Origin of the sequence: Mycobacterium xenopi (assembly GCF_009936235.1) — a bacterium.
Lineage (GTDB): Bacteria > Actinomycetota > Actinomycetes > Mycobacteriales > Mycobacteriaceae > Mycobacterium > Mycobacterium xenopi.
In genome coordinates this window covers 2,000,394-2,020,963 of the sequence record NZ_AP022314.1, presented here as the reverse complement: position 1 = coordinate 2,020,963, position 20,570 = coordinate 2,000,394, and the positions used below count along the sequence as shown (strand labels likewise).

Sequence of the window (20,570 nt, the reverse complement as noted above, 5' to 3'; positions counted from 1 at the left end):
TCCTTTCCTGTTAGACCCATTCGACGAGCGTGTAGCCGTCGCCGCCGGCACCAAATGGACCGTTTTGGCCCGCGCCGCCGCCGCCGCCGCCGCCGTACAGACCGCCTTTTGCGCCAGCGCCGCCATTACCGCCGCCGCCGCCGCCGCCAGCACCGCCGTTGCCGGGCGCGGCGTCTGCCGGCGAGAAACCGTCGCGGTGGGCGGTCGTTGTGCCGCCAGCACCACCCGTGACGGTGCTGGAATCGCCGCCCTTGCCGCCCGTGGTGCCGCTGCTTGCGGTGCCGCCGCCACCGCCCGCCCCGGCGTTGTTGGGGTTGTTCACACCTGGCGAGCCGGGGTTGCTGTTGGGGCTGCCGTTGCCGCCGGTGGTGCCATCCGCGCCGGTGACACCCGAGATGCCGGTCGCAGACCAGCTACCGCCAGCTTGAGAGAAGGCGTTGGGATACTGGCCGCCTTGTGCGGTCAACGCGACTGAGCCAGAGGTGAACATGGAATCGCCGCCAGATGTCCTTGCAGTGGTGGCCCCGAGGCCGCGGGTTACCGAGTAGGTGGAGCCGAGAGACGCGGCCGGGATGAACACCCGGTTCAGACGCCCACCGCCGGGGCCGCCCTGCTGACCGGCAGTGACGTTGGCTTGATTGCCAGATGCGCCGCCGCCGATCAGCGTCACCCAGCAGCCAGAACAACCAAATGGCACAGGCTGATTCGTGCGGTTGATGTTCTCTTCGGCGAACGGCGTGAATGCCACCACGACGTTCCCGGCAAGTGTGGCGATCGCCTGCCGCAGCGCTGCGGCGAACCCACCCGCCTGCGCCTGCGCACCAGCCAGTGCGGCACTTGCTTGCTTGAGCGCCGCCGCCGCGGCCCCCTGCTGAATCTGCGCGCCGGACATCGCCGCCGTGGCGGCCAACCGCAACGCGGTAGCGATAGAACCTTGGGGCCCTGGAGCACCCGCCAGTGCGGCCGATACAGGTCGCGCAGTGACGGCGAGCGATCCGCTCGGTGCCATTGCGCCGGAAAACGCAGCGGCCACGCGTTGGGGCTGCGCGGCGATGGTGCCTGCTGGTTGCATCTGCCCCGAAAGGCTTGCTGCGACAGGCTTCGTCGCCGCCGCGACTGTGGCCTTGGTGGTGGCGTCACCAACGAACGCGGCTGTCGCTGAGCGCAGTCTCGCCGAAATCTGCGAAATCCGCACCGCCCGCCAGAAGATACCGCCAGGCTGCCGCAGCGCCGGGCCGCTCGGCGACCAAAACGTCACTGCTGCCTCGCAGTTACGAATGCTTCACCGCGACCGCCCGCACCAGAGGTGATCGAGAACGGGACCGCGCCGCCGCCGCCACCGCCCGGGGGTGCACCATCGAAATTGGCGGCCACCACGCCGCCGCCGTAGTAGGGTCGGCCGGCGAAGGTGAAATCCCCAGCCCCCGACGAACCAGACGCGGTTGTCCCCGTGCCGCCTGGGCAGCGCAGCAGCTCCGTACCATCCGGCAGCCGGAACACCGTGTCTTCGCCGGGATTACCGGGCTGGAAGTAGCCGTTGACACTTCGCCCGCCAGCACCGAAGTGAATAAGCACCTGCGAGTTGACCGGAATGTCGCTGCCGTACACCACCGTTCGACCCCGCCACTTGCCGGGCTCGCCGGCATCCGCCGCCCATGGGGTGCCGTATTCGCCTTGCCCGCTGTGGCCGCCGCCGATCCCGACCAAGTCGACGAGCATTCCCGGCTGCAGCCACGGCGGCGGTGTCCACACATCGTCGCCGCCGGCGCTGCTGCTCGAAGTGTTGGCGAAGCGCTTCTGCTCCGGCGCGTGATACTCGAACGGGACCGCGTTGATCGAGAAGTTGATGTACGGAATGTTGGGCCCGTAGGTGATCTGCGAATCATTAAGCGTCGCAGGGCTTATACCGCCCGTCCCAGCTATGGAGCGGGTGGCGGCGCAGCTCGGCGGGTACGCCACCGGATGGTTCGGCACCGCTGATTGTTTGAAACCAACGTTGAGGGTGCCTGCCCCGGCGTTGACGATCTCCAGGTGGATCAGATCGCTGGCATCCACCGATGGCTGCTGCCCGTCGGGGATCGTCACGATCACCCAACCGGCGGTGGCTCCGGTCGGCACCTGCGAGTAGATGTTGGGGCTGTTCCACAGCAGAGTTTTCGCGCCGGTCGACTCGTCGGTGACCCGGTAGATGTTGCACACCACGTTGGTCAGGCCAGAGCCGTTGGCCAGGAACTCGAGCGAGCCCTTCACCGCCGACTCGGCGACGCGCAGCACCCCGATAATCGACGTGCCGGCCGCTACCGGCGTTGTTGGAGTCGACGCGCTGTGCGGCAGATCAGACAGGTGGAACGTGGCCTCAGATGTCTTGTCGAGACCGATGTTGGCCCGGCTTGTTCGTTCGGATGCCCAGCGTTTGGAGGGCCTGGATTGCGTTGTCGATGGCCAACTGTGCGTTCTGCGCCGTCTGCTGCGCCAGCCCGAACAGCAGCGGCGGCGTCACACCAGAAAGAGGGTCGAGTTTGAATGCGCTGCCCAGCCCGTCGAACGTTCTGGTCAGCGTCGTCAGCAGATTCTCAAGACCCTGGAAACCTTCGATGCTCGTGGCGAGCAACTGGTCGATGTTCTCCACGTTGCCCAGCAGTCCAGCGTCGATGCGCTTGGGCAATTGCAGCACTGGCGCTTTGAATCGCACGGTACCTGCGGCGACCGACGGTTTGACTTCGAACAGCATGCGCGCGAATCTCGCCCCGGCCGGAATGTCGAACTGGTTCGAAAGCGCTTGGAAGCCGCTGCTGTTGGCAGCTGGATTGGTGACGAGGTTGGGTGACGAACCGTCCTGCATGGTCTGGCCTGGCACTGTGGCGATGAAATCGTCGTTGATGTCGTAGACGTTGATGAACACCCCGAGCGCGGGCCCGGACGCGGTCACGCTCTGCCACTGTGCCGACACCCCAGCGGTGAGCTTCTGCCCCGGCGCGACCTGGAACGGCACACCCAACAACTGGCGCAGCGTCCCGTCGCCTACCGTCTCGATAGCGCCCTGTGTGGCGTTCCACGACCACAGCCCCATGCCGTCGATGGTGTCGGCGTTGAACGGCGGCGCCACATTGTCGCTCGCGCCCGGCGCCAGGTTGCCGAACAGATGCGCCGGCAGATCGGTCAGGCTGGTCAGCGCGCCGGCGGGTGACAGAATGCTGGAGAGGAACTGGTTAGCAGCGGCGAGCAGGTTGAAGTTCGGGTCCAGGAAGTTGACGTTCGCCAGGAACTTGCGGATGTTCAGGAAGAACGTGCCGAGATCGTTTTCGTCGCCGTCCTCCTGGCCGGTGATCAGTTCGACGAGGTCGCTCAGGATGGGGATCTTGCGGGCCCACTCGCTGAGGTCGGACAGGTCGCCGTTCACGACGCCGGTGATCGCCTCGACGATGTCGCTCAGGATCGGAACTCCCTGCGCCCACTGTCGAAGTTGCTCGAACGCGGCGCCGCGGTCGCCAGGGATGAAAACCCCGACGACGGCTTGCACAACCTTCGCCAGGAATTGCTCGACAAGCTGGCCGCCGATCTCGAGCAGTTGCTGCTGGGTGAAGGGCCGTGTCCATTCTGTGCCGGTCTGGCGTGCGTGGACAGCGTCGGTCGGTGGGACCGAAAGAGCCCAGTCAGGTGGCTGCTCGGTCATGGAATGGGCTGCGTCTCAACGCTGCACAGCGTGGTTGCCGCGGATGCTGTGTAACTGTCGGAGCCGGACTGCTGCTCGGTGCGCAGGTAGATGTTGGCTGGCGTGCCGGCAGGGATCCAGTCGTATGCGTCCGCGCTGCCCGCCGGTGGCCCGGGCGTCAGTTGGAGACGCTCCTTGGCGCCGCCGATTCCGAAGCAGCGAGCGACGATGTTGCCGTTCGTCTCCCCGTTCAGCCGTGCCACCAGGTCGACTGCGACGTTGGGGCCGGTTGGTGTGACGATTGTTTGCGCGTGAACACGTACCCGCCGGTCCCAGCCGCGCGCCGGGATCGGCACCACGGTCAGGGTTGAGGTCGGGTTGCCCTGGCCGACGTTGTTGATGGTGGTGGGAAAGTAGCGCTCAGCGACCCTCTCGAAGGTGTACTCGAATCCGTCGACGTCAGCGTTGACCTTGATGAGCTTGCCGGCCGCTTTGGTGCCGCCGATGCTGTCCAGGTCGATGTGGGTTGTGCCGTCTTGACCAGGTTCGCCCTTGTGTAGCGCGAGTTTCAGCTTGTACACACCCGGTGTGGTGTCGGTCGGGGGGGTGTGATCGTGGTGAACGACGCAGAGTCCGGCGTGGGGTCGTCCCATGCGAGCGCGGTGAAGTCGATCGCCTCATCGATCTCGGCATGCACACCGGGATCGCCTTTCTCGATCGGCGGCACACCTACCGCTATGCCGCCCTGCGGCCGCAGGATCAGCATCGAAACACCGGTCGACGGATCGACCGGAATCAGGATCTGTCCGTCGAACTGGTAGTACTGCCCGTCAGCAGTCTTGGGCCACGTCATAGGTTGTTGTCTCCTAGCCAGATTGCGGTGCCAGGGTTAGCACGTTGATCGCCTCAAAGATGGCGGTGATGAACCGCTGGTGTTTCGCCAACGGGGCTTCGCCGCGTTTGCCGTCGCCGAGCTGCACCGTCACTTCACGCACATCGGGGGTGATGCGCCACATGATGTTTTCGATGTAGTCGGTGAGCATCTTGCGCCGCCCCATGTACACCAGTGACATGAGACCGCCGCGGAAGATGTCGCGCCCCCAACGCATACTGGTCGCCGTTGCGGAACGTGACGATCGCCGTTGTGTATCCGCGACTGTCCCACAGCGCGTTGATGAACGCGAACACCGTCTCAACGTTGTAGGGGGCGCTGGCGGTGGCGTGGAAGACCTCGATCGCGGGGTGGTACGGGCCGACCTCGGCGCGGCGGGTGTAATGCTCGATGAGCTGAAATGCGAGGAAGGCGTTGTTGAGGAATCCCGCCAGCAGATCGCTTGGGACGCCCGTTAGTCCAACCACGATCATGATCGAGTCGATAATCCACGCCGTGGTGGCGTTGATTAAATCGTTGAGCCACTTGGGGCTTCGCCCACCGATGATGTGTTGCCAGCCCTTGGGCGTGTGGTCGCTGATCTTGCACGACAGGATGGAGCTGTCCTCGCCCGGGTCGGGCGCCACCAGGATCGCGTAGGGCGGTACAAAATGGAGGCCAAGCGCCGGGGCGGTGAACATTTCGAGGTTGTCGCTGGGTGCGTATTCGCCGCGCGGATTGAGGATCGGGTCCATCGTCCGGCCGAGCAGTGAGCCTTCGAGGTCCACCACGGTTCGCAGCACCGAGTCCAGCACCGTCTTGGTGGGGCCTTCGATCTGGGATCGGTCCTTGACCGTCACCACGTAGGTGGGTTGGTCGAGCGCCATGAACGGGATAGTGCGTGTCCAGACGTCGGGCTGCGGGTCGCCCGGGAACCACAGGTCGACGCTGACATCGACTCCGTACGCGGGTGTTATGTCCTTGATAACGGTGCCGCAGGATTCCATCCGCACCAGGCGCGCCGCCAACGGGCTGGTGTCCAGGAAGGGGTTGGTGCGCACCACGTAGACCGGGGTTTTGAGCATCTGGAAGATGTTGGCGTTGGACTGCAACAGGGTGCCGAACCAAGCGCGGATATCGGGGTTCAGCGACAGCGCGTTGTTCACGAACTCCCACAGGCCGGATTGGATTCGCAGCGCGCATTCGGAGATCATGGATTCGATCACTGTGCACAGCGCCCAGATGTAGACGGCGTGGGAGAATGGCTGGGCCTGTATGGGCAGGTACCACGACGGCCAGATGACCAGGTAGTTGAGGATGTCCCAGATGCTCAAAAGGTTGGCGGTGCCGGTCCATTCACCGTTTTCGAACTCGTAGTCAAAGCTGTCGACGTAGAACGCCCACCGCAGGCCCGGCGGTCTCCACGGTGACACCGACGAGGGTGGTTCGACACTGCTGGAACACGCCGATAAGGTGGCTGTCGCCTTTGATTTTCAGCTTCGCTGAGCCGACATTGTTGCGGGGGTCGGTGCCCGAGGCTTCCATGAGCTCGCCGCCGATCTCCCCGACCGGCCGCCACAGCTGGTCGTAGACGGTGAAGCGAAAGTCGGTGTCCGGCTGGGATTTCGCTTCGGCTAGTTCACGCGCGGTGCCGGCTATCCGGTACGGGTCGCCGGATTGCAGCGCGGACTGCCAGCGGGTCAGCTCCGCAGTAGTCACTGCCGATCCTCATCGCCGGCGGGTAGTTTCGCGCCGCAGTCGTAGCAGCGGCGAGCCCATGCGACCGTGCGCGGTCCGGACTCGAACAGCCCGTAGAGCGCGACCTCGTAGCCGCTGGGCAGCATGCATTTTGGGCACCATAAACCGGTCCTGGGTGTTCCGGGCTCCAGGACGATGATGGCGGCCATCAGATCGGGTATCTCCGTAACGGTGTGCCGGAGGCGATGATTTTGGAGTCGGCGTTGCCGTCGTCGATCGCGACCTTCACGAAGTAGGGCTTCGCCGGGTTGCCGGGCGACTTGGGCGGGATCGCCGCCCGATTCGAGAACCTGCCCTTGAGGAGGCTGTACATGTTGCCCTGCGGTGGTTTGATCCCGAACAGGCTGTTGATGGTTTGCAGCAGCGGGGGGATGTTGTTGGCGAACGCGAACGATTCGAACTTGACGAGCGCCTGCTGAAAACTGTTGAGCTGCTGCGGTGTCGGCGGCACAACGGTGAGGTCTTGCACCTGTGCGCCGCGTTTGCGTGGGTCGGTGCGCAAGAACACTACCTGGTTGGGCAGCAGCGGCCCGAATTCGACGTACTCGTCGCTGCCGGGGCCGTCGTAGATGCGAAAAATGCCTGGGCCGAACAGTGTGTAGTCGTCGTACATCGGCTGATCTCCGATGTTGGTGCGCGCCAGGAACCCCGATTGGCTGACGGTGTTGTTGTCGCCGGCGTTGAACCGCCGCACCCATGCGGGGCTCTTTTGGTTGCCGAACTCGGCCGCGCCGGCAGCCATGCCGAACCCGACGCCGCGGTGATCCGCGCCCAGCGCCGATCCGGCACCAGTCTCCTTGTGCGACAGGATTGGTAGCCCGTTGCGCAGGATGCGGAACATGCGCGGGTCACCTTCGACACCGCAGACCAGGCTGAACTTCTCGCCGAAGATCGGCGGGATGATCATCAACCGCTCGAACAGAACGGTTTTGACGTAGTTGTTGAACCGCGCGAGCTCCACCCAGCCGAAGAATCCCTGCAAGCCGATGCGCGCGCGGATACCGTCACCGGCCCAGGTGCCGTCGGGGTTGCGGTTCATCCGCCCCCACAGGTCGTTGAAACAGCCGCCCTGGAAGGTGATTTCGGGGATGGAGCCGAGCTCGATTTCGATGACCTGGTTGTCGGTGTCGGTGTCGAAGCCGGCGTAGGGCCCGTTGACGACCTCGCGCTCGTCAGTGCCGGACTCGGCCCACACAGCCTGCCCGCCGCGGCTGGTGCAGTATCCGGCGCCAGGGCCGCTGTACCGCTGCGGCCAGTCGGGGCCGAGATCCTGCGTGCTGGTGTGGTCGACGTCGAAGTCGTCACTCATCGAGTCGTAGGCGAACCGGAATGTCGCAGTGTCGTCGTAGGAGCGCCAAAAGCCGCTGTCGGCGCGCAGCCGCAACGTCAGCTCCTGCCGGTCGAGCTGCGCCCCCCTCAACGGGTCGGGGGGCGCGCCTTTGAACCAGCGAATCGGAGCCCACCAGTAGCCCAGATCGTGAGTGAGCCAGGAGAATTCGGATTGCTGCTTGGCGTCGATCGAGGCGATAAGGTCGCGCACTACCTGGCGGGTGTGTTTCGGGTCGCGGCCCCGGCACATCACCTTCGCCTCCACCTCGATCGGGTCGTAGAGTGCGTCGAGCTGGGTGATGCCGTCCTCGGTGGCGCCCTTTTGGTCGACGTGCCGCCACGGCGGGATCAGCCCCTTGAGGTCGACGAGGTGAACCGCCTCAGGCGCGCTGTAGCGGTCGGGGATCGACAGCCCGCCCATCAGGTCGAAGTCAATCGACCCGTCATAGGCGCGTAGTCGCACCAGGGGGTGATCGCCCTTGATGAGCTGATACCAGCCGTGCGGAGTGACTTGGTTGGCGGGATAGCGGACAGCGGCGCTCACAGCATGACCCCTTGGTACATGTTGCTGAGGTGGAACGTCAGGTCGCGGCCCGGCGGCGGCTTCGGTGGCGTTGTTGTTGTTGTAGGTGATGTTGATCGGGCCCGGCGGGTTACCGCTGCCCTGGTGTGGCTGCCCGTCGCCCGGGTTTTGCTGCGGCAGCGGCTGCGCCTGCTGCGGGGCCTTGTTGCTTGGCATGCTGGACTGGCCGGCAGTGTTGGGCAGCTGGGGGCGCGCTCCAGCTATCCCGCCAACGATGCGGGTAATCCAGTTGTTTTGTGCCAGTTGCGATCCCGCAGTCGGCAGAAACGTCTCCATCAGCCCTTGGACGCCGATGCCGGCGACCTGACCGGCGTATGCGATGGCTCGGTTGATTTCCTGGATGCCGATCTGCGCGGCGATGCCCGCACCGGGTGCGAGCATGTTCAGTCCGCTGGCTGCTGTTTGTATTGCTGCCATCGGCATGCCGCCGAGGCCGCCGAAGCCGCCACCGCCAGGGCCCGCGGCGGGTGCGACACCGCCGATCTGCGTGGGGCCTGCCGCTGGTCCTCCTGCGTCTGCTGGGACGCCAGGCCCGGGAAGTCCGCCGACGCCCATACCTGGAACCGTCATGCCACCGCCACCACCCAGTGGTGCGGGGCCCATTGCGGATGGGCCGCCGAGCCCTGCGAGTAGGCCACCGAAGCCACCGGCGGCCGCGAACAGGCTGCCCGGCTGAGATGCCGCGATACCGATCAAGCCGCCGCCGCTGGGGTTTCCAGCCGCTGCGGACACCGCGCCCAGCGCGCCGAGCACAGGCGCGAACGCCAGGTTGGCGAAGAACTTGGTCAAGTTCTCCGCCAGACCAGGCAGCCCCTTCGACAGCCCGAAGTCCTGGTCGATCGGAGCACCGATCTGGCCGGGGAACGACGACGTCGCGCCGCCACCACCGGAGCGGTATTTGCCTTGCCGAGCCTCGGCGAGGTCGGCTCGCGCGTCCTGGGCGTCCTGGCGGGCGTTGGCGAGTTCGTCTCGCAGCCGCATCCGCTCAGACTCTTTCGCGTCGGCCTTCAGCTCTCGCTGCTGCTGCTCGAGCTCGGCGACGCGTTGATCGGCGCGCGCGACCCGCTGCTCGGCCTCACGTACTCGCTTCGGGTCTGGTGGCTCGAAGTAGCCGCCAGCGCCGCCTGTGCCGTACCCGTACATGGAGCCGGGAAGGTGGTAGTGCTCCTCGAACTGTGGATCAGTAGCCCCCGCGGCGCCGGCACCGATCAGTGGGCCGCCGTGCGAGCCGCCGGATTCGACGTTGTAGCCCATCAGCGTGCCGGCCATGTGGCCGCCGCCCGGTCCGCCGTGATGGACGCCGATGTTGAACGGCGATGATGGGTCGTAGCCCGGCAGGAAACCGAGCTTGGTGAAGTCGGACTCTGTGGTGAAGAAGCGTTGGCCATCCGGCAGTCCGTGCCCCGTGAGGATGCCGTAGATGGCAGACATGAACCCGGAGCAGTCGTACATGGTCGGCCCGGCGGCCGGCCCGTATGGTGCTCTGCCGGAGACGGATTGGGCGAATTGCAGCGCGGTCATGATGTTGTCCGGTGTCACCACATAGGTGCCGGGTTCGCTGGGCCAGCCGCGGATGCCGCCCTCGTCGAATACGCCGAGCAGACGACCTGTTTCCGCCCAGATTTTGATGGATCGCTGCCCGCCGTTTAGGGGGATGAATGCCTCGCCGCCGGTGGACGGTTCGGCCCACTGCACCAGGCCGGCGCCGGACACTGGCGGCTGCAGCAGCGCATGCCTGGGGAGCTTGCCGTCTGCGAACGAGGCGACAGAGTCGTAGACGTCGAAGATGCCGCCGAGAGCGCGCCTCGGCGGCGCGGGCGGCATCAGGAGATCCTGCAAGTTCTTAGGCGGCGCGGTAGGTGCCGGCGGGGCACCAGGAATGCCGGCCATTTGCGCGGTGATCTGGATCGACTTCGGCGCGGCTGCGAGGAATTGTTGGATCTGTTTGGTGGCGGCCTCAGTGTTGACGTTCAACGGGATGGTGGCCGGCTGGTCGCCTTGCTGGCGGCGCCACGCCTCGGCCTTAAGGGTAGCCTCCTCTGTGAGGGGAATGATTTTGACGGTGCCGTCCGGTAAGTTCTCTAGCGCATACTGCGTCGAGTCTATGTTGGCTCTGACTTCCGCTGTATTGTCTTTCAGGACAATCGTTTTGCCATCGGGAAGCAGCTTGATGTTGTCGCCCAAGTCTCGCGCGAACCTTGCTGCTTGGCTGGCTCGATCACCCATCACGTCGATCTGGTGCGCCAAAGTCGGCATTGTGTGAGTGCCGAACTCGACTAGTTCTTTACCAGCAGTTCGGATTGAGCGGCCGAATTCGCCGAACCGGCCGGGAAGATGACTCATCGCGGAGCCGACAGCGCGCAGGAAAATACCAGCCTCATGGGCTACTTCACCGAATGCCTCCACGGCAATGCGCGCGAAATCGGTGAAGAACCCGATGATTTCAGGCTTGTGGCTGTCGATCCAGGCGCTGATGCTGTCGAGGCCCTCGACGAGCTTGTTGCCGAAGCTCTGCGCGCCGCCGCTGCTGAACAGCTCCGACAGCGACAATTTGATGCTGTCGATGCTGTTCTTGACTTTCTCGACGATGCCGGGCATGCCCTGCATCATCGCGGCACCCATTTGCTGGGCTTGGCCGCCGCGGGCGAATTCGGCCATCACCTGGTCGAACATTTTCAGGCCCGCGTCTTTGGCGATCATGGCTCCGCGGATCGCGTCGGTGCCGAACAGCTGGGCCACATCAGCCTGGAATTGATCCGGCCGCATCCGCGCCCCCGCTGCACCGAGCTGCTGTATGAGGTTGCGCATCCCGATGAAGTTGCCTTGCGTATCAGTTAGTTGCAGGCCGAGATCCGCGATAGCTTCTTGTGATTCGCTGCTCGGGTTCGCCAGATGGGTGAGCAGCGTCTTGAAAGAGGTGCCGGCGTCGCTGCCGACAACACCCGCTTTGGCGAACATGCCCAACGTGGCGAGCGTGTCTTCGATGGAGATGCCGAATCCGTGCGCGACGGTGCCCGCCTGCTGCAGCGCGAGGGCGAAGTCGGGGATCTCGCCTGGCGCTGCCTGCTGCACCGCTGTCAATAGGTCCGCGACGCGGTCTGCCTGGCTGGGGTCGAGGTTGAACGCTTGCAGCACCGAAGCCTGGGATTGAGCCGCCTCAGTGGGGGATATCCCGGCTGCGGTGGATAGCAGCAGGGTGCCGCGCACCGACTTCAGCACATCCTGCTGCCCGAGGCCGCCTTTGGAAAGTTCCAGCATCGCGTCGAGCGCATCTTTGGCCGACACACCGGGCAGGGTGAGATCGTTACCTAAAGCCTTTGCGACGGACCTGAATCGATCCATGTCAGCGGCTGAGGCCCGCGTCACACCTTGCAGCTTGTTTGCAACCCTGTCGAAGTCCAGGCCGGTTTCGAATACGTCTTTCATCGCGCCGACCGCGGTGCGGGCGACATCAGTCACAGCCTGAACGAAGTTGCCTGCCACGATGGCGGCGATCGCGCCGCCGATGAACGCCTTGCCGCCCGCGGATCCGATGCTGTGGAGCTGGCCGACCAGTCCACTGCTTTGCGAAGCGAACCCGGAGATTAAGCCCTTGGCGTTGCTTTCGAAGCCGCGCCCTGCGCGCTGTTGCGCTTCTTGCAGCTGGCGATAGGCTTGCGTAGCCTCCCGGGCCGCGCGAGCCTGCTCGCGGTTGGAGCGTGCCAAACCCTCGGCTGTGCGCACGATCTGGGTGTTCGTGCGCGCCAGCCGGTCACGTGCAGTCGCCAAATCCCGTTCAGCGTCGAGCGCGGTCTTACTGTCGCGGCCCTCCTGCTCGCGGGCGTTCGATAGTCGTTTCTCAGCTGCCTCAACCTCTTTGGCCTGATCTTTGGCCTTGTCACGTAGCCGCTGCAGCTCTGTCTCAGCGGTTTTCGCTTTGCCGGACGCGTCGGCGACCTTGTCGTAGGCGGTTTGGTACTGGCGGGCCGCGTCTTCGATGTCCTTCGACCCGGCTGAGAATCCCTTGCCGAACGCGTCTGCAGCCTTCTTGCCAGCGGTAGCGAACGTAGCCTCCACCTCGTTGGCGGCCCGCTTGAACGATGCGGCGTCGGGCCGCGCCTGCACGTCAATCGTTATCGGCACGGCTCCACCACCTTTCGTTCATTCCCAGCCCATCTGGGCCGCCAAATCGTTCTGGAAGTTTTCCGACGCAGCCTCTTCCTCGGCCTGTTGGTCGGCGAGCGCGCGCCGCTCAACCGGGTCGATGAAGACCTTCGGTGTGTACTCGTTTTCGCTTCCGACATAGTGGCTGGCCCGGTATAGTGCGAGCTCTTTGTGGATTTCGGCGAGGATCTGCATGAACTCGGGCCATTTGCCTTCGCGCAGCGCGGTTTTGTACGGGCCGTTCTCGGGTGCGTGGCGCAGCAGCACCAGCAGCCGTCGGCTCGACATGATTCCGCGATGCCAGTCGAGGATGTCGTGGCCGCGGTCAGCGAGGTCGGCTTCAATCTCGGTCGGGTGCTGGCGCCACACCAGGATCGCCGGCACCACTTTTCGGGTCGGCGCTTAGCCGCCGATCCATCTCGATCTTCTGCTTGCCCCAGATGACTTCGATCTCGTTGAAGTTGATGCCGCCGGCATTGGCCCGCGCCGCGCCTTCTTTGCCCCACAGCACGATTGCGAGTCGTTCGCCCCAGGTGGTCGGAATGCGCTTGCCGTTCTTGCGGTGCGGGTAGACCAGTGCGCCCTTGGCGATCACTCGGCCGTCCGGGTCGACAATGTCGGGTTCGCGGTCGTATTCCCGCATCTCGTCCTGTAGATCGTCCCAGCGTTTCTGCTGCTCGTTGTCCAACAGATCCTTGTGTGGGATCTCGAATACCTCGCCTTCGGGGTGCTCGGGTGTGGGCTTGGCTCGGCGGAACTCGCTGCGCAGAAAGCTGTATCGGCCTTCGCTGGCCTGCTCGCGGGCGTCGGCGGCGTTAACGACGTGGCGGTGCTTGATCTCGTCGGGAATTTCCGGCATGGGGCTGTTCCTTTCGGGCTGTCAGAAAGATTGGGTGGGCTGTGGCGGGCTGTGACTCACCAGGCGGGCGACAGCCCGGCACCCGCCTGGTGAGGGCTAGCAGGGTTACGGTGTGACCGGGTTGATGGCGAAGGTGCCGCCCGTCAGGCCGGAGCCGTCGCCGGTCAGCGGCCCATACTGGGCGCCTGGCGTGGTCACCGTGTACGGGCCGCCCGCAGAGCCGGTCACTGTCCAGTCGGATGCGCTGAACCCGTCGTCGAGCGCGACCAACGCGGATTTCACCGCTGTGCTTGTCGCGTTGTAGGCGATCGGCGCTGTGGTGTTTCCGCCGAACGACAACACGAAGTCGCCTGCAGTCGGTGTGCCGAGCGTGACGATGAACTGCGACACCGGCGACCCGTATTGCGCAGCCCATCCGGCGCCACCAACCCAGGTGTGCTTGATGACCGGCCGGTACTCACCGTCGACCATCGCCATGAAGAAGCCGTCCGGCAGCGGCGTGTACTCCATCTCGGCGGCTTCGGAGTCCTTCTTGTCCATCTTGGATTCGCCGAGCTTGGTCAGTTTGCAAAACGCATAGCCGTCGACCTTGTAGACAGGCAGGCCGTTTTTGCGGTACTCGCGCACTAGGAGCACTTGGCGGCCTGGGTTGTCGGCGTCAATCGGCCGGCTCCAGCCCGCGTTGGGCAGGCCGGGCAGTTCGACGAGCACGTCGCCGTTGTCGGCGTTGAGGCGCAGATTGTTGCGCAAACGCCGCATCAGCGGCTTGGCCGTCTCCACGCCGGTGAAGCTGAACGGTTCACCTTCTTCCACAACGTCGCTGTCGAACGGGAAGTTCGACTGCAGGATCATGAAGTCGTCGTTCTTGATGTTCGGCTTGGTGTTGGGGCCGTCGCCTTCCTTGAACGCGCCGACGAGGTGGAATCCCTCGTTCGGGCTGGTGTTGGGCACCCAGAAACCGTTGACGAGCTTGAACGCGAACAGATCGGCTCGCCACTTGCCGTCCTGGGCGAACGGCGACCACCGCGTGGAGCCGTCGGGGTTGTGGGGGCTGATGTCGGTGGCGGCGCCGCGGGCGTCGCGGATCAACGCCTGAACGAGCTTGCCGCGCTCCAGGCCCCGGCTGTCGAGCGAACTGAGTCCGGCGCCGCTCCAGGTTGTGCCGGTTGCGGGTTGCGTCATCTTGGGACGTTCCTTTCGCGAAAGGGGAAGTACCGGAAGGCAATCCGGCGGTTACAGGGGTTGGGCTGTGATGCGGCGTTTGCTGGCCGCGGCGCGCATTACAGCGCGACGTATGAGAGGCCGATGCGGTATCGGCCCACTTTCCGCAGGATCTGGATGTTGTCGTAGTCGACCCAGATTGGTTTCTGCACAACATCCATGTAGTCGAGGTTGGCCAGCCTGCCGTCGCTCAGCACGACATCGGTGTCCGGGTAGCGGGCCAGGTAAAGCATGCGGCGATGAGTTTTGTCGGCTTCCTGGGCTGCCAGGTCTTCCGCGTTGTCGATGGTGGCGTCGCACAGCGTGTGCACTGACACCACAGCGGTGTCTTCGCCGCAATACGGGTCGTCGGCTCCCATTACCTGGTTGACGAGCCTGAACGGCAGCGGGTCGTCGACTCGGCGCCTGGACGCGCTGCGGGCCAGTGGTTGCAGCCACGCGATGACGAATTCTTCTGCATCGGTGGCCCCTTCGTCGAGCAGTTCGATGGTCACCGATGATCACCGTCGTCGAGTGTTCCGCCGAACTGCTCAGCCGTCTTCTGCATCGGCGCAAATTCGGGTGTTGGGGTATTGGGCCCGAACCGCGAGTGTGTACCCGCGGGGTCGCTGCCGGTCCCGTATTCGATGAAATGTGACGTCCAATGGGTGGCACCAACTTGGCCCTTGCCGCCGCGTGCTTGCTTTGTGACTTTGATGCCGGCCGCGTAGGCTCCGTGATCGATGGGTGCGTTGTTTCGCGCTGCGGGAACGAATTCGTTCTCCATGAACGCGTTGAGCTGCGCGTCGACCTCAGCGGATGCGGCGATTGCGGCTTCGATCTCTGCGTCGGATACACCAAACCGGTCGAAACCGTAGGACATGTCTAGCCTGCCTGCTTTTGGCACATGATCGTCACGTGGTGGATAGCTCCGGACAGGTCTGGGTGCGGTTTGGGGTCGCCCATGATCTCGTAGGTTTCGCCGTCCACCTGCAGTTGTCCTGATGCTTTGGCTGCCAGCGCAGCCGGCACGGGCGGTGCGGTGCACTTCCAGATCTCGGTGGCGATGTCGGTGTTGACCCCGACGACTTCCTTAACGCTGAGCGGCCGAAACAGACATCCGGCGACAGGAACCTCCGTTGAAGTCTGGGGCTTCATGCCCAGCCGGTTCGGGTTTCCCGAGTCGGTGAGAGTCACGAAGGTGACTGTTTGCCCGCCAAAGCTCATGCCAGCGGCACCAATCTGTAGGGGTCGAGCAGGGTGTGGTTGAGCATGTCGAACAGCTGCGGGTTTTGCCCGATGGTGAGCACCCACCGGTAGGACACGTCGTCGACGGTTTTCTCGACCAGTGGGCCGCTGTTGCCGACGACCGCCCCGGGCATCGCGGACATGCGGTCGACCAGTTCGAGCACGGCGGCCTGCCAGTCTGCGGCGTCTTCAAATCCGTGGGTCATGGTCACGGTGATCGCGCCGAGGTCGCTCGACCAGCAGCCGCCGGACTTCTTGCGCACGAACCCCAGCGGGGACCATTGCAGCCCGGAGAGGTCGAGCGTCACGTCGTCCTCGATCACCGAGGTCAGCTCAACGAGATGCAGTGTGGGCAGCGAGAGTCGCCGGCCGCCGGGCCCGTCGAGTGTCAGTTCCTCGGATTTGACTGGTGTGACACGCCAGCCGCAGTAGCGGCGACAGGTCGCCAGCGCGGCATTGAGTAGCCGCTTGGTCTCGTCGTCGTCCTTGTTGAGGCGTCCCTTGGTGTAGAGCTGGACGTCCTCGGTGGTGAGCTCGCCGTCGGTGTCAGGCATCGCCTTCCGCGCTCGGCTCGTCTCTTTCTGGCTCGCTGGCAGGCTTGCGCCGGCCGCGGGTAGTGCTCACCGAGCGGCGCGCGCCGGGCTCGGCAGTTGCGTCCTCGATGGATGCCGTCCGGGCGGCCGCCACCTCGACGGGCTCGAACAATCCAGCGCGGCCTTTCACGCATGGGTCGCTGGTATCGAACAGGTCGCCAGCGCGGACGGTTCGCGGCACACCGTTGTTCCAGTAGGTAAACGGCTTGGTAGCCCTGACAATTGCCATATTCGTTCCTTCGCGGTCGCACCGAGTCCCCAACGCGGTTGGATCTCCGCGTTGGGGACTCGGTGGATACTGGACCTGCCTATGCCGCAGTGGCGACGTTGAGAAGCCTGAACGCTCCTGGATACGTCACGTCGGCGCCGACACGGTAGTAGGCGTACCAGCCGCGTTGGCCGGTCGGCCGGCGGTTCGCCCCGAACAGGTGCGGGATGAACTCGACGGACATGCCAACTCGATCAGCGATGACGTAGTGGCTGAAGTCGCCGAACAACAGAACGTAGTTGTTCTCGGTGGCGGCGGGGTTGACCGCACCGTCCATCGCCTCGGCCTCGCCGAGCGAGCGACCCAGCAGCTGCATCGGCCGATCGTTGCCGATCTGCGTCCACAGCGCGGCACCGCCGTACTGGTCGAACGCCCGGATCTGGTTGTAGATCAGGTTGTTCGCCAGCCAGGACGCGTTTGAGCGGAACCGCGCGGGCAATGCCCCGTAGACGGCGTAGACGTCATCGATCGTGAACTGCTCGCCGCCAGCCGTGACGACCGACCCCGTCGCGGCGGACACGGCCGTGATTACGCCCTTGGGCTGGCCCGAACCAGAGCCGGTGATGAACGCTTCAGCTTCGAGTGTGTCTCGGCCGAAGGCGAGCAGCCGCCCCACTTCCTGTGCGACGTTGGCCTCGTCTTCGAGCGCCTCGATCGAGATGGGCACGAACCCGGCCGCCTTGTGGACCGGGATGCTCGGCTGGTCGAAGGTCGGCGAGTCGTCCGACACCTCCGTAGCCTCGCCGTCCCACGACCACTGCACCGCACCAGCGCTCACCCCGTGCCACACGTCACCTGTGGCGACGACCTGGCGGGCAAACTGCCTGATGTCGTTGCGCGATCCGTCCGAGGTGATGATCACGGTCGGGTCGAGCTGGAACGGCACCAAGTAGCCGCCGGCGTTGTCGGTCAGCGACATGGCGCGAACCTCATCGAGCGCCCGGGCCTCTTCGGGAGTGAGCAGGTGCTGATGGGTGCGCGCCATCTTCGCCCACGCCCGCAGATAGACCGGCGACGACGTTGCCAAGCACTGGCGGGCCAGGCTGGAGTTCTTGTCGTCGAACCGCTCAATGATGCTGGTGGCCGCCTCGCGGATCTTGTCGTTGGCGCCGGGCATCTTCTCGATGGCCGACAACGCCCGGGACCGCAGCTCGGTCGCCACCTCGTCCACCGGCCGGCCGTAGGTGCGGACCTCACTCAAATCCCACGGATTGCGGAACCTGTGGTCCTCGATGCTGTCCGGCTCGAGGATCGCGTCACGGTCGTAGTCGTCCCGCGACCGCGACGGCGAACCCGCCTCGACCCGCAGGCGCCGCGACGGCACCTGGCCGGCCGCGGTGCGGATGGCGGCGAGCTCGGCGGCGCGCTCCAAGCGCTTGCGGTGCTCGTCGACCTCGCGGAATTCGGCGGTCAGCTCACGGAACTCGCGGTCCTCGTCCTCGTTGAGCTGGTCGAGCTCGCCGAGCTCTTCCATGCGGGCGTGGATCTCTTCCAGCCGCTTGACCGACTGGCTGTGGGTGAGGGTCGGCGCCTTGCGCGTCTCCTCGGTCTGCTGCTCTGTCACAGCGATTTCCCTTCCGTTTTGATGGTCAGCAACACGTCGCGCATGTTCCGCAACACCAGATCGACGGGGCGGGAACCGCGCGGTTTCGACGGGTGCTCACCTACGAGCCGTGATTGGCTGGTGGTTCGCTGCGCGTCGCCGGAGTCAGCCGGGCGCTCACCTGCGGACGGGCGCTCACCTGCCGGCCTGTCGCCAGTGGTTCGCTGCGCGTCGGCGGATTGCTGCGCGTCATCATCCGTAGATTGCGCCGCGTCCACCATGAACACGGCGCGTGCAAGCAGCTTGCGCTGCTCGGGGTCGTCGAGGCGGCCCAGGTCGATAACCTGCGACCGGACGGCGACCGAAGTATCTGCGTAGGCCCGGCCACACCACCGGCCCCATCTCGGGAACCTTCAGCTCCTTGAGCGTGCGCACCAGAAGCTGATCGTCGGGCACGTCCTCATACCAGGTGCGCTCCAGCTCCTCCATGAGCTGTTTTTCGTCGCGGATCGGCTTACCGTCGGCGGTTTCCCACGACTCACGCACCACCGAGAACCGGAATGACATGCCGTTGATGGCCCGGGCCGCGATCGCGTCACGCACCGGCATCATCAGCCAGTTGTCGAAGATCCGGCCGACGATATGAGCTCCGCCTTCGGGTGCAAGCTCTGGATCGACTTCCTCTGCGACCGAGCGCAGCTCGGCGATCGGCAGCGACCCGATCAACGGGTGGCGGCCGTGGTCGAACTGGATCTTCGGCGGCGTCTCCCGAAACGACCGCTTCATGCTGCCGGGCGCGATCCGCTCGCGGAAGCGGCCCTCCCACGAGTCGATGATGGTGTCGCGGTTGAAGACCGCACCGTAGCCATCGAGGGTGAATCCGTCGTCCGGCTCGCCATCGGTGGCCGAGCGCAGGGCGAACGGCGCCTCACGCCGCACCCCGGCCATCGGTGGCCGGATTTCGCGGCGCATCTCAGTTGACCGTGGCGCCATTGAGTGAACCTCCTTGGAGCTGGCCTGCGTCCGCGGGCGCGGAATTCTGGCCCGGCTGCTGTAACTGCACGCTGTACATGCCCGAATGCACCAGCAGGCGCAGATCGTTGGCTTCGACCGCGGCGACAACGGAATCCGGCTCGTAGCCGGCGGTGATGTAGGAGTTGATCGTGGCGGCCTTGGTTGCTGCGATGTCGGCGGCGTCCTTCTCGTCCTCGCGCAGGAACGGAACATCCGAGGCGTCGTACCAAAGCCGGGTGTCGGGGCCCTGGCTGGGCAGGATCGGTTGCAGCGAGCCAGCCAAGTTCTGCCACAGCGGATGCGCGGTGCCGTCCGCGAGACGCCGACGCGCCTGCCCGTAGTTGCTGTACGTGGCGGCCGCCAACCCCTCGGACAGTCCGACGATCACAGGTGGGACACCGGCCGCCGCGGCGATGCGTGTCTCGCCGCCGCCCCGCACGGTTTTGAAGTCGATCTGCCGCAGGTTCGCACCCACCACGGTGGCGTCGGCGCCGGGATACAGATGCAGTGTCTTGTAAGCGTTTTCGACGCCCCCGAACTCGTCTTTCATCTCCTGGGCGAACTTTTTGATCTTGTCGATAGTCGCCCCAGCGTCGTGCTTGATCACCATGTTCGGTGTGGCGCCGTGGTCGAAGAACTTCCGCTGGTGGCGGGTCATGGCCTGGTCGGCTTGGATCTCGCGCAGGATCGGCGTCAGCCACGACATGCCGCGGAAGTTGGCGAGCGGATCCGGTATCGGGCAGAAGTGCACAACCTCGTCGGGCAGCAGGGCGACCGGGTCGTTGTTCGAGCCGGGGCCGCCCTCGGTGTACAGGTAGCCGACCTTGCGCCAGCCGATTTGGCCGCGCCCGTCGCGCATCTGGCGTTCTTCAACCGCGATGTGAACCCAATCCGGGCGCAGCCGCACGATCTCGTCGCCCTGCCGGGTCAGGTAGGCGTTGCCGGCGAGGTCGGCGTCTTGGATCATCCGCACCAGCAGGTCTTGCGTCGTGCCGTTGGGCCACGGCCGCTCCAGGATCCGCAGATCTGGAGTTCCGAAAGTGTCAGAGGGTTTGCCGTTGCGCAGACGCTGGTAGGTGAACCGGACGCTGGAGAACACCAGTTGCCGGACCAGCATGCAGGCGAACACCACGCCGTTGGCTGCGTAGGCGTGTGAGGCTAGCCCGACGAACGTGTTTGGTGCCATCTCGGTCTGCTGGCCGACCAGGGTCTGGTTGATGCCGCTGCTGGTCAGCCCGTAGCCGTAGGACAGCCCGTTGTAGGTGAAGTCTGCCCAAAGTTGCGCGTAGTCGTCGATAGTTGAGATCCGGTCGCGCCGCCCGCCTTTGAGCCGGTCAAGCAGGTTCACGGCCGTCGCCTACCGTGCTGCCTGCTGGCTGGGTCGTACAACAGCACCACGAAGGCCTGCCCGAATGCTCCCGCGGTGATCAGCGCCCACGCTGGGCCGGTCAGCATCGCCACACCCGCCACGATCAGGCCCGGCCGCCAAGCTCGCTGCGAGAATTGCCT

Annotated in this window: 19 protein-coding genes and 1 pseudogene; all 20 read right to left on the bottom strand. The window is 65.0% G+C overall.

The features are described 5' to 3' along the window. Positions 1–10: 10 nt before the first annotated feature. The 20 genes and pseudogenes from MYXE_RS09465 to MYXE_RS09380 all read right to left on the bottom strand — a co-directional run bounded on the left by MYXE_RS09465 (position 11) and on the right by MYXE_RS09380 (position 20,409). Entirely contained in the window at positions 11–910 is a 900-nt protein-coding gene (locus MYXE_RS09465) for a glycine-rich domain-containing protein (protein ID WP_161552073.1), read from the bottom strand. Between the two features lie 344 nt (positions 911–1,254). Beyond that, the gene (locus MYXE_RS09460) at positions 1,255–2,274 is read right to left on the bottom strand and encodes a hypothetical protein (protein ID WP_161552072.1); all 1,020 of its coding nucleotides are present in this window, start codon (positions 2,272–2,274) and stop codon (positions 1,255–1,257) included. A gap of 82 nt (positions 2,275–2,356) precedes the next feature. Then, positions 2,357–3,400 (bottom strand): hypothetical protein, encoded by a 1,044-nt coding sequence (locus tag MYXE_RS09455; protein WP_161552071.1) that lies wholly within the window; start codon positions 3,398–3,400, stop codon positions 2,357–2,359. A 269-nt stretch (positions 3,401–3,669) separates the two neighbouring features. Next, complete coding sequence (locus tag MYXE_RS09450) at positions 3,670–4,233, bottom strand: hypothetical protein (protein ID WP_232061774.1); 564 nt, start codon at positions 4,231–4,233, stop codon at positions 3,670–3,672. Further along, positions 4,221–4,505 carry a hypothetical protein gene (locus MYXE_RS24390; protein WP_232061773.1) on the bottom strand — a complete coding sequence of 95 codons (285 nt, stop codon included), beginning with the start codon at positions 4,503–4,505 and terminating at the stop codon, positions 4,221–4,223. Before MYXE_RS24390 ends, MYXE_RS09450 begins: the two co-directional genes overlap by 13 nt. A gap of 13 nt (positions 4,506–4,518) precedes the next feature. Further along, positions 4,519–6,242, bottom strand: a pseudogene (locus MYXE_RS09445) (Gp37-like protein). Beyond that, positions 6,239–6,430, bottom strand: coding sequence for a hypothetical protein (locus tag MYXE_RS23595; protein ID WP_085193399.1), 192 nt, complete (start codon positions 6,428–6,430; stop codon positions 6,239–6,241). Before MYXE_RS23595 ends, MYXE_RS09445 begins: the two are co-directional and overlap by 4 nt. Continuing rightward, a complete protein-coding gene (locus MYXE_RS09440) occupies positions 6,430–12,315 on the bottom strand; it encodes a phage tail tape measure protein (RefSeq protein WP_161552070.1) in 5,886 nt (1,961 codons plus the stop codon). Before MYXE_RS09440 ends, MYXE_RS23595 begins: the two co-directional genes overlap by 1 nt. Positions 12,316–12,333: 18 nt before the next feature. Beyond that, positions 12,334–12,705, bottom strand: a complete 372-nt coding sequence (locus MYXE_RS24375) for a hypothetical protein (protein ID WP_085193575.1) — start codon at positions 12,703–12,705, stop codon at positions 12,334–12,336. Continuing rightward, a complete protein-coding gene (locus MYXE_RS09430) occupies positions 12,677–13,195 on the bottom strand; it encodes a hypothetical protein (RefSeq protein ID WP_085193405.1) in 519 nt (172 codons plus the stop codon). Before MYXE_RS09430 ends, MYXE_RS24375 begins: the two co-directional genes overlap by 29 nt. 105 nt (positions 13,196–13,300) lie before the next feature. Then, the gene (locus MYXE_RS09420; protein WP_174893192.1) at positions 13,301–14,377 is read right to left on the bottom strand and encodes a hypothetical protein; all 1,077 of its coding nucleotides are present in this window, start codon (positions 14,375–14,377) and stop codon (positions 13,301–13,303) included. Positions 14,378–14,475: 98 nt separating this feature from the next. After that, positions 14,476–14,910 carry a hypothetical protein gene (locus MYXE_RS09415; protein WP_085193407.1) on the bottom strand — a complete coding sequence of 145 codons (435 nt, stop codon included), beginning with the start codon at positions 14,908–14,910 and terminating at the stop codon, positions 14,476–14,478. Further along, positions 14,907–15,278, bottom strand: coding sequence for an HK97 gp10 family phage protein (locus MYXE_RS09410; RefSeq protein WP_085193409.1), 372 nt, complete (start codon positions 15,276–15,278; stop codon positions 14,907–14,909). The genes MYXE_RS09415 and MYXE_RS09410 overlap by 4 nt, the downstream gene beginning before the upstream one ends. A gap of 2 nt (positions 15,279–15,280) precedes the next feature. Continuing rightward, the gene (locus MYXE_RS09405) at positions 15,281–15,592 is read right to left on the bottom strand and encodes a hypothetical protein (protein ID WP_232061769.1); all 312 of its coding nucleotides are present in this window, start codon (positions 15,590–15,592) and stop codon (positions 15,281–15,283) included. Positions 15,593–15,618: 26 nt separating this feature from the next. Continuing rightward, a complete protein-coding gene (locus MYXE_RS09400; protein ID WP_085193413.1) occupies positions 15,619–16,197 on the bottom strand; it encodes a hypothetical protein in 579 nt (192 codons plus the stop codon). Beyond that, positions 16,190–16,465, bottom strand: coding sequence for a hypothetical protein (locus MYXE_RS09395; RefSeq protein WP_085193415.1), 276 nt, complete (start codon positions 16,463–16,465; stop codon positions 16,190–16,192). The genes MYXE_RS09400 and MYXE_RS09395 overlap by 8 nt, the downstream gene beginning before the upstream one ends. Before the next feature lie 79 nt (positions 16,466–16,544). After that, on the bottom strand, positions 16,545–18,068 hold the full coding sequence (locus tag MYXE_RS09390; protein WP_232061768.1) for a phage major capsid protein: 1,524 nt from the start codon (positions 18,066–18,068) through the stop codon (positions 16,545–16,547). Next, positions 18,065–18,334, bottom strand: a complete 270-nt coding sequence (locus MYXE_RS23960; RefSeq protein WP_197904890.1) for a hypothetical protein — start codon at positions 18,332–18,334, stop codon at positions 18,065–18,067. The genes MYXE_RS09390 and MYXE_RS23960 overlap by 4 nt, the downstream gene beginning before the upstream one ends. Beyond that, a complete protein-coding gene (locus tag MYXE_RS09385) occupies positions 18,300–19,040 on the bottom strand; it encodes an HK97 family phage prohead protease (protein WP_197904889.1) in 741 nt (246 codons plus the stop codon). Before MYXE_RS09385 ends, MYXE_RS23960 begins: the two co-directional genes overlap by 35 nt. Then, the gene (locus tag MYXE_RS09380; RefSeq protein ID WP_085193419.1) at positions 19,021–20,409 is read right to left on the bottom strand and encodes a phage portal protein; all 1,389 of its coding nucleotides are present in this window, start codon (positions 20,407–20,409) and stop codon (positions 19,021–19,023) included. Before MYXE_RS09380 ends, MYXE_RS09385 begins: the two co-directional genes overlap by 20 nt. Positions 20,410–20,570 lie beyond the last annotated feature (161 nt).